At 60.3% G+C, this 16048-nt stretch carries 10 protein-coding genes; all 10 read left to right on the plus strand.

Annotated elements, in window-relative coordinates; all coding sequences use genetic code 11:
* Nucleotides 1–5 precede the first annotated feature (5 nt).
* The gene (flgJ, locus tag AC0Z4S_RS20665) at nucleotides 6–1322 is read left to right on the plus strand and encodes a flagellar assembly peptidoglycan hydrolase FlgJ (RefSeq protein ID WP_485624406.1); all 1317 of its coding nucleotides are present in this window, start codon (nucleotides 6–8) and stop codon (nucleotides 1320–1322) included.
* Between the two features lie 25 nt (nucleotides 1323–1347).
* Nucleotides 1348–3393, plus strand: coding sequence for a flagellar hook-associated protein FlgK (gene flgK / locus AC0Z4S_RS20670; RefSeq protein WP_485624407.1), 2046 nt, complete (start codon nucleotides 1348–1350; stop codon nucleotides 3391–3393).
* Between the two features lie 14 nt (nucleotides 3394–3407).
* Nucleotides 3408–4976, plus strand: a complete 1569-nt coding sequence (locus tag AC0Z4S_RS20675) for a flagellar hook-associated protein 3 (protein WP_485624408.1) — start codon at nucleotides 3408–3410, stop codon at nucleotides 4974–4976.
* A 109-nt stretch (nucleotides 4977–5085) separates the two neighbouring features.
* Nucleotides 5086–8673: a glycosyltransferase gene (locus AC0Z4S_RS20680; RefSeq protein ID WP_485624409.1), complete on the plus strand. Its 3588-nt coding sequence runs from the start codon at nucleotides 5086–5088 to the stop codon at nucleotides 8671–8673.
* A 224-nt stretch (nucleotides 8674–8897) separates the two neighbouring features.
* Nucleotides 8898–10832 (plus strand): calcium-binding protein, encoded by a 1935-nt coding sequence (locus tag AC0Z4S_RS20685; RefSeq protein ID WP_485624410.1) that lies wholly within the window; start codon nucleotides 8898–8900, stop codon nucleotides 10830–10832.
* An 891-nt stretch (nucleotides 10833–11723) separates the two neighbouring features.
* Nucleotides 11724–12497 (plus strand): glucose-1-phosphate cytidylyltransferase, encoded by a 774-nt coding sequence (gene rfbF, locus AC0Z4S_RS20690; RefSeq protein WP_485624411.1) that lies wholly within the window; start codon nucleotides 11724–11726, stop codon nucleotides 12495–12497.
* Entirely contained in the window at nucleotides 12479–13561 is a 1083-nt protein-coding gene (gene rfbG / locus AC0Z4S_RS20695) for a CDP-glucose 4,6-dehydratase (RefSeq protein WP_485624412.1), read from the plus strand. The genes rfbF and rfbG overlap by 19 nt, the downstream gene beginning before the upstream one ends.
* A complete protein-coding gene (gene rfbC, locus AC0Z4S_RS20700) occupies nucleotides 13558–14118 on the plus strand; it encodes a dTDP-4-dehydrorhamnose 3,5-epimerase (protein WP_485624413.1) in 561 nt (186 codons plus the stop codon). The genes rfbG and rfbC overlap by 4 nt, the downstream gene beginning before the upstream one ends.
* Nucleotides 14115–14987, plus strand: coding sequence for an NAD-dependent epimerase/dehydratase family protein (locus AC0Z4S_RS20705; protein ID WP_485624414.1), 873 nt, complete (start codon nucleotides 14115–14117; stop codon nucleotides 14985–14987). The genes rfbC and AC0Z4S_RS20705 overlap by 4 nt, the downstream gene beginning before the upstream one ends.
* On the plus strand, nucleotides 14977–16047 hold the full coding sequence (locus tag AC0Z4S_RS20710) for a class I SAM-dependent methyltransferase (protein WP_485624415.1): 1071 nt from the start codon (nucleotides 14977–14979) through the stop codon (nucleotides 16045–16047). The genes AC0Z4S_RS20705 and AC0Z4S_RS20710 overlap by 11 nt, the downstream gene beginning before the upstream one ends.
* Nucleotide 16048: the final 1 nt, after the last annotated feature.

Consider the following 16048-nt stretch of genomic DNA (forward strand, 5'->3'; position numbering starts at 1 on the left):
CCACCATGGATATGCGCAAAAGCGGTCTGGTCAGCAGCAGCGATTCGGGTTCCTACTCCGACCTCAATCGTCTGAACCAGCTCAAGGTCGGCGACAAGAACAGCGACGAAAACATGCGCAAGGTTGCGCAGGAATTCGAGTCGCTGTTCCTCGGCGAAATGCTCAAGTCGATGCGTTCGGCCACCGAAGCCCTCGGCCAGGACAACCCGCTGAACACGCCGGCCGCCAAGCAATATCAGGAGATGTACGACCAGCAACTGGCGGTTTCCATGTCCCGCGAGGGCGGTGGTATCGGCCTGGCTGACGTGCTGATCCGGCAGATGTCGAAGAACAAACCGATGGCGCCGGGCGAAGCTGCCGCCGCGTCCGCCGCCAAGCAACAGGAAGCGCTGGCCAAGGCCGCCGCCGTGCCGACGCCGATTGCCGCCGGCACCGTCGCCACCGGCCCGCTGTCGCGCGTCAACGGCGAGCGCCCGTTGTGGGCATCGCGCTCGGTGCATGCGCCGAACAACACCGATATTTCCCATCGCAACGACATGGCGCTGATCAACCAGCGGCGTCTGGCGCTGCCGCCGAAACTGGCCGATCGCTTGCTCGCAGGCCTGGTGCCGTCGGCGCCGAGCGCTGCCACTGCGACCACCACGACGGCCGCGACCAACGCCTTGCCGCAACGTGCTGCGACCACCGCCATCAGCGGTTCCGGCGCGTTGTACAACGGCGACTGGCTGGCCCGTGCCGAAGAGCAGAAAGCCGCCGGCGGGCAGATGCAGGTCTACGGGCGCGCCATGGCGCAGATTCCGCTGGCGCCGGCGAAGAAGGCCTTCAGTTCCGCCGACGAATTCGTCAACACCATGCTGCCGATGGCCAAGGAAGCCGCCGACCGCATCGGCGTCGATCCGCGTTATCTGGTGGCGCAAGCGGCACTGGAAACCGGCTGGGGCAAATCGGTGATGCGCGCCCAGGACGGCAGCAGCAGCCACAACCTGTTCGGCATCAAGGCGAGCAGCAACTGGAAGGGCGATTCGGCCCGCGCGATCACCAGCGAGTTCCGCAATGGTGCGATGGTCAAGGAAACGGCCGAGTTCCGTTCCTATGCCTCGTACAAGGACAGCTTCCACGATCTGGTGACGTTGCTGCAGAGCAACAATCGCTATCAAGAAGTGCTGAAGTCGGCCGATAACCCAGAACAGTTTGTACGCGAGTTGCAGAAGGCCGGTTACGCCACCGACCCGAACTACGCGACGAAGATTTCGCAAATTGCCAAGCAGATGAACAGTTTTGAAAACTACGCTGCGGCGGGTGTCTCCACCACGCCTTTATAAGGCACCAGGTAATAAGGTCTGAACCATGAGTTTGCTCAATATCGGGATGTCGGGACTGTCGGCCAGCCAGTCCTCTCTGGCTACGACAGGCAACAACATTGCCAACGTCGACACCGCCGGTTATTCACGTCAGCAAACCGTGCAGGGCACCAAGTCCTCGCAGCAGTACGGCAGCGTTTTCATCGGCACGGGCACGACCCTGGCCGACGTGCGTCGCGTGTACAACTCCTACCTGGAGTCGCAGCTGCACACCGCGACTTCGCTGGACAGCGAATCGGCCGCGTTCCTCAAGCAGGCGACGCCGCTGGATTCCATTCTGTCGGACACCAACACCGGCCTGACCGGTGTGCTGCAGAAATTCTTCACTTCGATGCAGGGCGTATCGACGTCGGCCACCGATGACACTTCGCGTCAGTCGGTGCTGACCGGCGCACAGGCGCTGACGAGCCGTTTCAACACCCTGGCCAAGCAGCTCAACGATCAGAACACCACGATCAACGGCAGCCTCGGCGACATGACCGCCCAGGTGAACAAACTCGCCACGGCGATCGCCAATCTCAACCAGAAGATCGGCGAAATCTCCACCAGTGGCGGGGCGCCGAACGACCTGCTCGACAGCCGTAACGAAGCGGTGCGTCAGCTCTCCGAGCTGACCGGCGCCCAGGTGGTCGAGCGCGGCACCAGCTTCGACATTTATGTCGGCAGCGGTCAGCCTCTGGTCATCGGCAACACCACCAACAGCCTGAGCATGGTCGCGAGCAAGACCGACCCGTCGCGCATGGCGATCCAGATGGATCGCGGTTCGAGCACCATCGACATCACCTCGGTGATCAGCGGTGGCGAAATCGGTGGCCTGCTGACCTATCGCAAGGAAGTCCTCGACCCGTCGCTCAACGAGCTCGGTCGCGTGGCCCTGGTGATTGCCGATCAGATCAACAGCCAGCAAGCCCAGGGCATCGACAAGAACGGTGACTTCGGCGCGGCGATTTTCAACAACATCAACAGTGCCGCGCTGATCAGTCAGCGCAGCATTGCGAAGGACGGCAACAGCGCCGGTTCGGGCAACCTCGATGTGACCATCAAGGACACCGGCAAGCTGACCACCAGTGATTATCAGGTGACCTTCACCAGCGCCACCGACTACACCGTCAAACGTTCCGACGGCACCGATCTGGGTGCGTTCAGCACCACGACCAATCCGCCGCCAGTGATCGATGGCTTCACCCTGGCGCTCAAGGGTGGCGCACTGAGCGCAGGTGACTCGTTCAAAGTCACGCCGACCCGCAACGCGGCGGCGAGCATTCAGACGGTGCTCAGCGATCCGAAGAAAATCGCGGCGGCAGGTCCCTTGACCGGCGTCGCCAGCGCCAACGGCCTGGGCAATTACACCCAGCCGACGCTCAGCGATAAGATCGACATCTACAACCCGACCGCTCAGGCCGACATGCAGGCGGCGCTGAAGAATTCGACGCCGGTCAAACTGGTATTCGGCGCAGCCAGCGGCGGCAGCCAGTCCTACAATCTGGTGGATGCCAAGGGCGCGACCATCGGCACCGGCACCATCGTGCCTGGCCAGTCGAACACGCTGAACCTGAAAGTCGGCATCGTCGATGCCAGCGGCAACCCGGTGATGGACACTACGGTCACGCCGAACGTGCAGAAGACTTTTACCGTACAGACCACCGTGGGCGGCACGCCGAAATCCGGCGAGACCTTCACCATGAACCTGACCGGCGCGGCGTCTTCGGACAACCGCAACGCCCAGGCACTGGTCGCGTTGCAAACCAAACAGACCGTGGACACCGGTTCGGCGAGCAAGGGCATCAGCCTGACCGACGCCTACAACACCCTGGTGACCAACGTCGGTACCAAGACCGCCCAAGGCAAGTCCGACAGCGCCGCGACCACGGCGATTCTGGAGAACGCCAAGGGTGCCCGCGATTCGCTGTCCGGGGTCAACCTGGATGAAGAAACCGGCAACCTGGTCAAATACCAGCAGTACTACACAGCGTCTTCGCAGATCATCAAAGCTGCGCAGGAAACTTTCGCCACGCTGATCAACAGCCTTTAAAGGAGTCGTAATTCATGCGCATTTCCACCGCCCAGTATTACGGCACGCAAGCGTCGGACTATCAGCGTAACTTCAACAAGGCCGTTGCCACCGCGAGCGAGGCGAGCAGCCTGCAGCGCATCAACACCGCGGCGGATGATCCGATCGGTGCCGGGCGCTTGCTGCAATTGGGCCAGCAGGCGGCGATGCTGGATCAGTACAAGACCAACGTCAACACCACCAAAAGCGCGTTGAATGTGCAGGAGTCCACGCTGGATTCGATCACCACGGCGTTGGCACGCGCCAAGGAACTTGCGCTGGCCGCGAACAACGGCACGATCACCGACAAGGATCGCCAGGCTTACGCCTCGGAAATGGGCGAGATCCAGCAACAAGTGCTGGGCCTGATGAACGCCAAGGATGCCAACGGCAACTACCTGTTCTCCGGTTCGAAAACCGATACTGCACCGTACTCGAAGAATTCTGACGGCACATTCAGCTACAACGGCGACCAGACCACCATCGATCTGGGCATCGGCGACGGCATGACCGTGGGCACCAACACCACTGGTTGGGATGCGTTCCAGCAGACCATCAACACTGGTCGCACCAATACCAAAATGACTGCGCCAGCCGTGGATGACGGCCGTGTCGTGCTGTCCAACGGCACCGTCGGCACTGCCGCCACCTACGATGCCAAGTTCACCGCAGGCCAGCCGTATACCATCGATTTCGTCAGCAGCACCCAGCTGAAAATCACCGATGCCCTGGGCAACGATGTGACCGCCGAGGCGAGCCAGAATGGCCTGATCAGCAACAGCAGCGGCGCCAATCAGACCGTCAGTTTCCGCGGCGTCGACCTCAAGCTGAACGTCAACCTGAAGGCCGGTGACACCAACCCGGACGCGGTCATTGCCGGGCACAGTTTCCAGCTGTCGGCCTCGCCGGACTCGTTCACCACCACGCGTAATCCGGGTAACCCGTCGACCAGCGTGATCACCGGTTCGACCATCACCGATCAGGCGGCCTACACCGCAGCCTTCCCGCAGGGCGGCGCCGTCCTCAAGTTCACCAGTGCCACCGATTTCGATCTGTATGCCGCGCCAGTGACGGCCGACAGCAAGCCGGTTTCCTCGGGCACGGTAGTGGGTGGTAACGCGACGGCTGCCGGTGTGACTTTCGCACTGGGCAACACGCCGGCAACGGGTGATCAGTTCTCGATCCAGCCGAACAATCACCAGACCCAGAACGTGCTCGACACCCTGGGCCAGATGATCACCGCGCTGAACACGCCGGTCGATGGCGATCCGGTTGCCAAGCAGAAATTGCAGGGTGCGATGGAGGCAGGCCTCGGTAACATCGATGCCGCCGCCAATCAGATCGGCACCGCAGTCACCACCATTGGTGCCCGCGGTCAGGCGCTGGACATGCAGGCGATCACCAACGACAGTCTGACCACGGCGAACAGCACCACCCAGGGTTCGATCCGTGATTCCGATCCGGCTGAAGTCATGACCCGTCTGACCCTGCAACAGACCATGCTGCAGGCCGCGCAACTGGCGTTCAGCAAGATCAGTCAGTTGGGTCTGTTCAACAAGATCTGATGGTTGGCGGGCGCGTGAGCGCTCGCTAACGTTGTCCCTCTGTCAATGATTTTTTGCGGTATCAAGGGCTCGTTTTTCCGAGCGGGCTCGTACCGCCTGTGAGCCCGCCGTGAATTCACTCCCCCTCGTCAGCATTGCCATTCCTGCGTTCAATCCGCGCTTTTTCGAGCGCACGCTGAACAGTGCCGTCAGCCAGACTTACAGCAATCTCGACATCGTCGTGTGCGATGACAGTCGTGGCGACGAGATCAAGGACATTGTCAGCCTGGTCATGGAGCAAACCGGGGCCCAGGTGCGCTACGTGCGCAACCCACAGACGTTGGGACTGGTGGGCAACCTGAAAGTCTGCCTCGAACAAGCGCGCGGCGAGTTCATCAAATTCCTTTGTGACGATGACCTGCTCTATTCGGCCTGCATCGAACAGCAAGCCCATGAGTTACAGCGCGAAGAAGTCAGTCTGGTGATCGCTCAGCGGCTGCTGTGGGACGCCAACGACATCATTCTGCCGGCCCGTTTGGAAAACAGCTCGCTATCACCCGTGAGTGCCTTGCTCAAAGGCGACGATGTGCTGAGCATTTTCGAAAAATTCCCGGTCAACGTCCTCGGCGGCTTCAGCAGTGCGTTGTTCCGGCGTGCCGATGTCGCCGAACTGTTGCCCGCTCTGACTGAAGCAGGTGCATGCTTCGTCGCGACCCTGGATTTTGCCTTGTATGTGTGTCTGTTGCGGCGCGGCAACATGGTGACGTCGAACAATGTCCTGAGCGCCGAGCGACTTTACCCTGAGCGCCTGAGCGCGCAGCAACCGATGAAGGATGCTGCCGAGGTTGAGCGCGAGTGGCTTTCGCAAATGCTCAAAGTACGCAGCGGCGAGTCGGCGCCCGCCAAGGGCTGGGTTCGCTACGTGCGACTGACCAGGGCCGACGAGTCGCCTCGCGTTTGGGAAGAACTGCCGCTGAGCCGTACCCTTGGTACCAAGCAAAGCCGCCAGGAACTGGGCGTGGGTGTCGACAGCTTCAGTTTCGGCGAGCTCTATGCGCAGTGGCTGGCGTGTCGGGTGCTGACCGAGACGCAGCGCCAATGGTTGCCGGAAACCCTTGCTGGCTGGCCGCAGCAGCCGAGAATCGTACCGATCATTATCGATGCACAGGGCAGCCGTGACGGTCTCGAGCGCACCCTGCAAGCCCTCGCTGCACAGGACTATCCACCGGAGCTGGTGCTGGTACTGTCCGTAGCCTGTAACGAAGCAGTGTTGCAGGATCGGGTGTTCCACATGCCGTTGCAGGATGACGGTCTGGAGCAGATCAATGCACTTTTACCGCAACTCGAAGGCGCCGACTGGTTCTATCTGCTGCAACCGGGAGATCGCCCGGTGGCACCGGCGTTGCTGGTGATGGCCGATCGCATCGCGCATTCGCGGTCACTGACGTGTCTGTACAGTGATGAAGGCAGCCTGCGCGACGGCGAATCGGCGGAGCCGGCGTTCAAACCGGACTTCAACCTCGATCTCATGCGCAGTTATCCATACGTCGGCCGAGCGCTGGCATTCCAGCGCGAACGCTTTCTCGTGCTCGGTGGATTTGCACCAGCGTTCGCCGAACTGGCGCCACACGACATGCTCTGGCGGATGGTCGAAAGCGATGGCCTGCAGGTTGTCGGACATATTGCCGAGGTATTGCTGGAGTCGAAGTTCGACCTGTCGCAATGGCTCACCGAGCCTGGCGTGGTGGAGCAAAGTCGGCGAATTCTCGAGGCGCATCTGCAGCGCCTCGGCATTGCTCATGAAATCCGCCAGAACGGACTGCTCAATCGTGTCGACTACCGTCACGCGCAGCGCCCTCTGGTGTCGGTGATCATCGTCACTCAGGACCAGACTGCCGCCTTGCAGCGCTGTGTCGAAACGCTGCTGGAGAAAACCGCCTACACCGAGTACGAATTGCTCCTGATCGACAACGGCAGCGAAAGCGCTGAGGCGCTGGCGTGGCTGAACGGCATGGCGCAGTTGGGCAGCGATCGGATTCGCGTGCTGCGGTATGCGCAAAAGGACAATGCCGCTGCGGTGCACAACTTCGCTGCGCGCCAGGCGCGCGGTGAGTACGTGCTGATGCTCAACGCCTTTGCGGTAATCACCCAGGCCGACTGGCTCGACGAACTGCTCAATCATGCACAACGCCCTGAAGTCGGAGTGGTTGGCGCCAAGCTGTTCAACCCGGACGGTGGCGTGCTGCACGCCGGTCTCATCCTGGGGCTGAATGGTCCGGCGGGACTGCCGTTCTACGGCCAGCCGATGCAGTCGGACGGGTATATGCATCGACTGCAAGCTGTGCATGATCTGAGCGCGGTCGGTGGCGACTGCCTGATGATTCGCAAATCGGTATTCGAAGCGGCCGGCGGCCTGGACGAGCAGGATTTCAAGCAAACGCTCAATGTCGTGGATCTATGCCTGCGCATTGGCCGCGACGGTTATCTGGTGGTGATGAACCCGCACGCCGTGCTGGCGGTGGGCACGCAGCCAGTTATCACGGCGACGGAGCAAGAGCAAGCGCAGCACGCCGAGGAGAAGGACATCTTCTATCAACGCTGGCTACCACTGGTCGCGCGCGATCCGGCCTATAACGTCAACCTGACCTTGCAGGGCGTTGGCGCCACCAACTTCAGCCTTGAACCGGGCCTGCGTACCGGCTGGAGCGCGTTCTCCAAGGCACAACTGCCGAACGTGCTCGCGGTTCCGATCAACGCCTCTGCGATCGGCCATTACCGCATGAGTCAGCCAATGATTGAACTGGAAGCGGCCAACCGGGTGGAGGGGCGAGTCTGCTACGGCTTACCGTCGATCATCGATATCGAGCGGCAGGCGCCCGACGTGATTGTCCTGCAGGGGCGCTACTCAGAGCACGCCATTGATGAGATCCCGCCGCTGAAGAAGTTCTTCAACGCCAGACGGATTTTCGAACTCGACGACTATGTGATCGATGTTCCCCATCGCAACGCACACATTCGCAACATGCCGGGCAAGCCAGACATGGAGCGCATGGTTCGCCGGGCGATCGGCCTGTGTGATCGCGTGGTCGTTTCAACAGCGCCGCTGGCCAACGCACTGTCGGACATGCACCACGACATACGCGTGGTGCCGAACATGTTGGCTCAGGATTTATGGGGACACCTGCGCAGCCAGCGCCGCACCTCGAAAAAACCGCGTGTTGGCTGGGGCGGTGGGACCAGTCACCATGGCGATCTGGCGGTGATTGCCGAGGTGGTGCGCGAACTGGCCAACGAAGTCGACTGGGTTTTCTTCGGCATGTGCCCGGATGACTTGCTGCCGTACATGCATGAGTTTCATGGCGTGATTCCGCTGGATGTGTATCCGGCAAAACTGGCCAGCCTGAACCTTGATCTGGCTTTGGCGCCGTTGGAGTTCCATATCTTCAACGATTGCAAGAGCAACCTGCGCCTGCTGGAATACGGCGCCTGCGGCTACCCGGTGGTCTGCACCGACACCGAGGCTTATCGCGGTTATTTGCCGTGCACGCGGGTCAAGACCAACAGCACCGATGAGTGGCTGCAGGCGATCCGTATGCACTTGGCCGATCCGGATGCCAGCTATCGCATGGGCGATGAGTTGCGTGAGGTGGTGTTGCGTGACTACGTCTTGCGGGGCGACAACCTTCGTCATTGGGAATACGGTTGGTTGGCGGATTGATTCAAACAGCGCTGCTGACCAGGCGACCTGTAAAGGTCGCCTTTTTTGTGCCTGAAACATCGCCTCTCGCTCATTTCGCGCTGATCTGAAACTAGCCCTCAAGGTTTCAATTTTACCGGTCGATATCCCGATATTGGTTTGTCTGTCAGGCAGGGATTGCGGCGTAGATTGGCATCACCCACGCAGGGCGCAACCGGTTCAACCACAAAGCAAGGAAGACGCAAATGGCAGTAGTAAATGGAACGAGTGAAGCGGACGTCCTGTTGGGCACCGATAGCAATGACCAACTCTATGGAATGGAGTCGGACGACGTATTGATCGCAAGCGCAGGATCGGATGTGCTGGATGGCGGAGAGGGCTTCGACACCGCGACCTATTACGCAATGACTTCTGGCATACAAGTCGGGTTCGGCAATGCCGGGGCGACGATCACAGGGCTTGAAGGCAAGATAGACACGCTTATCGGTGTGGAAAAAGTTTTCGGGACTTTCCACAACGATACGTTTGCCAGTTCGGTTGGCGGGGTCACGCTGGAGGGTAGCGCCGGGGACGACCTGTACATCGTGGACAGTGAAGGCGTGACAATCATCGAAGAGGATTACTTGGGTCACGACGAGCTGCGTACCAGCCTCAGTGCGATCAAGATGGACCCCTTCATTGAAAAGCTGACCTTCACAGGCACTGGCGATTTCAAGGCTTACGGCAATGCCAGCGACAATGAAATCATTGGCGGTGCCGGCAACGACTGGCTGTGGGGCGGTGACGGCGCTGACCACTTCGTCGGTGGCGAGGGTTTCGATACAGTCAGCTACAGCGACAGTCTTGAAGGCGTGCGAGTCGAAGACTTTACCAACTACGACGGGCTGACGATTGGATATGGCGACATGTTCACCGGTATCGAGGCCATTCAGGGCTCAGGTTTCGATGATGTGATTTATCGCCATCAAGGCTCGATGATTATCGATGGCGCCGACGGTTATGACACCGTGAGTTATCACTACGCCTTCGATACAGCCAACGTTGTGATCGGCAGCGGTATCAATACAGCGGGCGATACGCTGAGCAACGTGGAAAAAATCATCGGCACCAGCGGCGCAGATCGCTTTGTCGTTAACGCCAGCGGGGTAACCGTGGCGGGCGGTGAAGGGGATGACGTTTATACGGTCAACAGCGCTGGCGTGACGATCGAGGAGGACTCCAGTTTCAGGGGCGGTACGGATCAGGTGTACACCACCCTGGCTGAATTGAGACTGAGCGCGTTCATTGAAAACCTGACGTATACCGGTAGCGCTGACTTCATCGGCTACGGCAATGACGAGTCCAACACGATTGTTTCGGGTGCCGGTAACGATGTGCTGTTGGGCGGTGCGGGTTCCGACCGCTTTGAGGGTGGGGCCGGCATCGATATTGTCAGCTACGACGACAGTTCTGAAGGTTTGAGCGCTTCGCTGAAATGGGGGGCGCAGAGCGGCATCGCGTTCCAGGACGTTTACATCGACATCGAAGGGCTGCGTGGCAGCCAGTTCAATGACGTTCTGGAGGGGGAGTGGGGCGACAACGTCCTTGAGGGCGGAGCCGGTGACGATCAGATTGTGGGAGGTGAAGGCAACGATCAGATCTACGGTGGCCTGGCGTCCGGTCTCGACGCTGCCGGGCAGTCCGACACATTGTTCGGTGGTGCCGGGGATGACGTTATCGTCGCTGCGCACGACAGTCTGTTTACCTGGGTCAGTGGCGATGAGGGCCATGACACCCTTACGCTCGGGCGGGGCGTGGCCTACGGCGGACAGGGCAATGACCGGCTGATCTTCAATGCCGCCGGCCAGTCCGGCGACGGCGGCAGCGGGTTTGGCGAGCAGGGCGATGATACCTATGTGGTCAACACGTCGGCATTGGTGACGATCAAGGATGAAGGGCTCGATCTCAACGATACGCTGATCCTGAACATGATCGCTGACGCCAGTCAGCTGAGGGTGACCCGTGTTGGCGATGATGTTTATCTGCATAGCGCCAATGACGGTAATAGTGGTGTACCGGACAATGGCGTGAAGCTGGTGGATTGGTATGCAGGGTTTGACACCATCGAGCATATTCGGACGGCTGGTGGTCAGGTGTATGACCTGCCGGTGGGTGGTGATGGGTTTGCGATGTTCGGGTAGTTTTGCGCATCGTTGAAGTAAGGGATGGGTCTTTGGATTCATCCCTTTTTTGTTTTTGGGCTTGGCGGGCTTGGCGGCCTTGGGGCCGACCAGGCTCTCGGGGTTTTGGGGGAATATCGGTTTTTTGCGGTGTTGCAGCTGGCGGTTTCGCCCTTACGGCGAGGCACTTTTTCCAGGCGCCCGGAATGCCGGCCCAGAAAAAAGTACCCAAAAAGGCTTGCTCCTGCGTTCGGCCCTCGCAGGCTCGGGTTCCTTCGCTGCGGGATCGATCCGGGCGCAGCGTTTCCGGTTTGTTTCGCTGCACCTCCTTGCGCTGTGTCTGGCTGCGCCAGACGGTCGCTGCGCTCCCACGCCCGGATCAATCCCTCCACTCAGCCTTCCGAAGTCGCCCGTGGATCAAGATCAAAAGCACTCGAGCTAACGCTCATTGTGTAGGAGCTGCCGAAGGCTGCGATCTTTTGATCTGGCTTCTGCTTTGCTTTTGCTCTGGCTTTTGATCTTTTGCCCCTTCGGCAGGCTGCGTTACGGGATCGGTCCCGTAACGAAGGTACCCCGAGCTTCAGCGAGCGGGCCGAATGTCGGGGCAAAGCCTTTTGCTTACTTTTCGCTGGGCCGGCATTCCGGCGTCTGGAAAAGTGACTCGCTGTGTGAGAGCGAAACCGCCAGCGGCAGCACCCGCATTAACGGATATGCCCCAATCAAAATCCTCAGCGCGTTCCCCGCCACCTCGGCTGTGAGCTGGCGCGTTTCCTGCAAGTCCCCCGCAAATCGCCATAAAACGAGCGCTAGCGGTCACTCCACCTGCGCCCGGATCGGCAAAAGGTTGAGCCAGAAGGCCCGCAACGCTCAAGCAAGCTGCGCGCAGCCCGGTGAAGAACAAGAGGGGAGACGATGAAGGCAGTAATTTTGGCGGGTGGCCTCGGCACGCGTATCAGTGAAGAGTCGCACCTCAAGCCCAAGCCGATGATCGAGATCGGCGGCAAGCCAATTCTCTGGCACATCATGAAGCAGTATTCCGCCCACGGAATCCACGACTTCGTCATTTGCCTGGGCTACAAGGGTTATGCGATCAAGGATTTCTTCGCCAACTACTTCCTGCACACCTCCGACGTCACCTTCAACATGCGCGAGAACCGCATGGAGGTGCACCAGAATTACAGTGAGCCGTGGAGCGTCACGCTGGTCGACACCGGCGAAGAAACCATGACCGGTGGCCGGCTTTTGCGCACTGCGCCTTATCTCAAGGACGAGAAAGCCTTTTGCTTTACTTACGGCGACGGCGTCTCGGATATCGATATCGGCGCTCTGATCCGTTTTCACGAAGCGCATGGCAAGCTCGCAACCGTAACGGCCGTGCAGCCGCCCGGCCGTTACGGCGCATTGCAACGCACAGGCCACCAAGTCATAGGCTTCACCGAGAAGCCGCGAGGTGACGGCGGCTGGATCAATGGCGGTTTCTTCGTGCTCTCTCCGCGGGTGCTGCCTTACATCGCCGGCGATGCGACCAGTTGGGAAGCCGAACCGTTGATGCAACTGGCCGAACTGGAACAACTGCATGCCTACGAACACTCGGGCTTCTGGCAACCCATGGACACCCTGCGCGACAAGAACCATCTCGAAGCGCTGTGGCAGAGCGGGGAGGCCCCATGGAAGCAATGGGCCTGAGTGCGGATTTCTGGCGTGGCAAGCGCGTTCTCGTCACCGGACACACCGGTTTCAAAGGCAGTTGGCTGACCCTTTGGCTGCAAAGCCTTGGTGCGCAAGTCAGCGGTTTTTCTTTGGACCCTTCGACTGAACCGAGCCTGTTCGACCTGGCGCGCGTGCACGAAGGCATCAACGATCAACGCGGGGATTTGCGTGACCTCGGCGCCTTGCTGGAGATCATCGCCGAGACCGAGCCGGAAATCGTTCTGCATCTGGCGGCCCAGCCGTTGGTGCGCGAAGGCTATCGCGATCCGCTCGGCACTTACTCCAGCAACGTCATGGGCACGCTGAACCTGCTCGAAGCGATTCGTCAGGTTGGCTGCGTGCGTGCCTGCGTACTGGTGACTACCGACAAGGTCTACGCCAACAAGGAATGGCTGTGGCCATACCGCGAAGACGAAGCCCTCGGTGGCCACGATCCTTACAGCAGCAGCAAGGCCTGCTGCGAATTGCTCGCGCAGTCCTACGCCGCGTCGTTCTTCCCGGCGGACAAACATGCCGAACACGGTCTGGCCTTGGCGACCGCACGCGCCGGCAATGTGCTGGGTGGTGGTGACTTCGCCCCGGAACGTCTGATTCCCGATGTGTTGAAAGCCTGGAGCGCCGACGAGCCAGTAACCCTGCGCTACCCGCAGGCCGTGCGCCCGTGGCAGCACGCGCTGGAGCCGCTGGCCGGTTATCTGCAATTGGCTGCCGCTCTCTACGAGTATGGCGCGGAATACGCCGGTGCGTGGAATTTCGGCCCCGGTGAGGCAGACATGTGCAGCGTCGGCGAAGTGGTCGAACTGCTCGCCAATCGTTGGCCGCAGGCCCGTGGTCTGCGCATCGAACCAAGTGAACTGCACGAGGCCGGTCTGCTGCGTCTGGACAGCAGCCGCGCGCGGCAGGTGCTTGGATGGAAGCCGCGCTGGACGCTGGAACAGTGCCTGACGCAGACCCTCGACTGGCATCTGGCGTGGCAACACGGCGATGACATGCGCGCCGTTACCTTGAACCAATTGAATCTGTACAGAGAGCGTTCATGAGCGATTACACCCTGCAAACAACGCCGTTGGAGGGCCTGTACCTCATCCAGCAGAAAGTCTTCTGCGATGAGCGCGGGCGTTTCGCCCGGCTGTTCTGCCAGAGCCGTCTGACCGCCCAGGGTCGTCCTTTTGCGATCCGCCAGATCAATCATTCGCGCACGGTTGGGGAAGGTAGCGTACGCGGTCTGCATTTTCAGAAGGCCGGGTATGCCGAATCCAAACTCATCACCTGCGTGCGCGGCGCTGTCTGGGATGTGGCGGTCGACTTGCGGCCGCAATCGCCGACGTATCTGCAGTGGCATGCGCAAGAGCTGCGCGCCGACGATGGTCGGAGCTTTTTGATTCCTGCCGGTTTCGCCCACGGCTTCCAGTCACTGACCGATGAATCGGAAGTGCTGTATCTCACCGATGCCGACTACGCGCCGGAGCATGAAGCGGGTTTGTCGGCCCTTGATCCGGCACTCGCGATCGCATGGCCGCTGCCCGTCAAGAATTTGTCAGCCAAGGATTCCAGTCATCCGCTGCTCGACAAACAGTTTCAGGGAGTCGAGCTTTGACGGCGACCACCACCACTGTGCTGGTCACTGGCGCCACCGGCTTCGTCGGTCGCCACTTGGTCAGCGCTTTGCTTTCCAAAGGCTTCAAAGTGCGTGCGGTTGCGCGCACCCTCGACTCGGCTCGCAGTTTGCCGTGGTTCGCGCAGGTGGAATTTGTCCCCGCCGATCTGCATGCGCCAGACCTTGATGTCGAGCGCTTGGTTGAAGGCGTGGATGTCGTCGCACATCTGGCCTGGAGCGGCTTGCCAAACTATCAGGCGCTGTTCCACTTCGAGCGCAACCTGCCGGCCGATTATGCGTTTCTCAAGCGAGCAGTGATTGCGGGCGTGGGCCAGGTGCTGGTCACCGGCACTTGCTTTGAATACGGCTTGCAAAGCGGCCCGTTGGCCGAGTCGGTTTCGCCCCAACCCTGCACCCCTTACGGACTGGCCAAGCACACCTTGCGCCTGTTTCTCGAAGCATTGCAGCGCGAGCAGGCGTTCACCCTGCAATGGGCGCGGTTGTTTTACCTTTATGGCGAAGGGCAGAACAGCAACAGCCTGCTGGCCAGCCTCGACCGCGCCATCGATGGCGGTGAGGCGCAGTTCAATATGTCGATGGGCGACCAGCTCCGTGATTATCTGCAGATCACCGAGGCGGCCGCGCAATTGGCTTCGCTGATCGGCCGGCCTGATGTCGACGGCGTCACCAACTGCTGTAGCGGCCGGCCGATTTCCGTACGCGCGCTGGTTGAACAGCGTGTTCGCGAGCGCCAGTCCGCCATCAAGCTGAATCTGGGCCATTACGGTTATTCCGCCCATGAGCCCATGGCGTTCTGGGGTGATGCCCAGCGGATCTCGCAACTGAAGGGGCAAGAACATGCTGCATGAGCTTTATCGGGCGACCGGACTGCCGGTGTTGCAGAACCGCACGTTTGCCAGCGCCGAAGAGGCGCGGGCCTCTGGGGCGGCAGACATTGTTCTGGTACAGGACAGCCAAAGCGGGTTGATCTTCAACCAGGCCTTCGATGCCGACAAGCTGAGCTATGACGCCGACTATCAGAACGAACAGGCGCACTCGGTGCAGTTTCAGGCGCACCTCAATGCCGTCGAAGCGATCCTCGCCCGGCACTTCAAGGGCCAGACCCTGATTGAAGTCGGCTGCGGCAAAGGCTATTTCCTCGAAATGCTCCGGGAGAAGGGCTACGCCATTACCGGCATCGATCCTTCTTACGAAGGCGACAATCCTGACGTGATCAAGGCACCGTTTACCCGCGAGCTGGGGTTGGCGGCGGATGCGATCGTGTTGCGTCATGTGCTGGAACACATCAGCGATCCGCTGGCGTTTCTTGCGCAAATGGCTGCGGCCAATCAGGGCGGGCAGATCTATATCGAAGTGCCGTGCTTTGACTGGATCGTCGAGCACAATGCCTGGTTCGACGTGTTCTATGAGCACGTCAATTACTTCCGTCTCGCCGACTTGCGCGCCATGTTCGGCAGCGTGCTCGAGGCCGGGCATCTGTTCGGTGGCCAATATCTCTACATCGTTGCCGATCTCTCGACGCTGCAACGGGCGGCGGTCGAGACGCCGTCCTTGCTGACGCTGTCGACCACCTTTACCGCCAGTCTCGATCGCGCCGTGCAGATCATTCAAGCAGCGCCCACACAGGGCTCGGCCATTTGGGGCGCTTCGTCCAAGGGCGTGATCTATTCACTGGCCTTGCAGCGCGCCGGTGTGGCGGTCGATCACGTCGTCGACATCAATCCGGCCAAGCAGGGCCGTTATCTGCCCCTCAGTGGCGCGCGGGTTTCCTCACCACAGGAGGCCATCGATGCCTTGCCTGAAGGCGCTAATCTGTTTGTGATGAATTCCAATTACCTCGAAGAGATCAAGCGGATGACCGGTGGACGCTACGTCTATCACGCCGTCGATAGCGCTTCGTTCCAGTGAC

The sequence above is a fragment of the Pseudomonas sp. 1L-B-1-E-C1 genome, from assembly GCF_057291835.1.

What these genes read in the sequence shown, in the direction of transcription:
- rfbF (WP_485624411.1), top strand. Translation starts at nt 11,724, where the DNA reads ATGAAGGCAGTAATTTTGGCGGGTGGCCTCGGCACGCGTATCAGTGAA.
- flgK (WP_485624407.1), top strand. Translation starts at nt 1,348, where the DNA reads ATGAGTTTGCTCAATATCGGGATGTCGGGACTGTCGGCCAGCCAGTCC.
- AC0Z4S_RS20675 (WP_485624408.1), top strand. Translation starts at nt 3,408, where the DNA reads ATGCGCATTTCCACCGCCCAGTATTACGGCACGCAAGCGTCGGACTAT.
- AC0Z4S_RS20710 (WP_485624415.1), top strand. Translation starts at nt 14,977, where the DNA reads ATGCTGCATGAGCTTTATCGGGCGACCGGACTGCCGGTGTTGCAGAAC.
- flgJ (WP_485624406.1), top strand. Translation starts at nt 6, where the DNA reads ATGGATATGCGCAAAAGCGGTCTGGTCAGCAGCAGCGATTCGGGTTCC.
- rfbC (WP_485624413.1), top strand. Translation starts at nt 13,558, where the DNA reads ATGAGCGATTACACCCTGCAAACAACGCCGTTGGAGGGCCTGTACCTC.
- rfbG (WP_485624412.1), top strand. Translation starts at nt 12,479, where the DNA reads ATGGAAGCAATGGGCCTGAGTGCGGATTTCTGGCGTGGCAAGCGCGTT.
- AC0Z4S_RS20685 (WP_485624410.1), top strand. Translation starts at nt 8,898, where the DNA reads ATGGCAGTAGTAAATGGAACGAGTGAAGCGGACGTCCTGTTGGGCACC.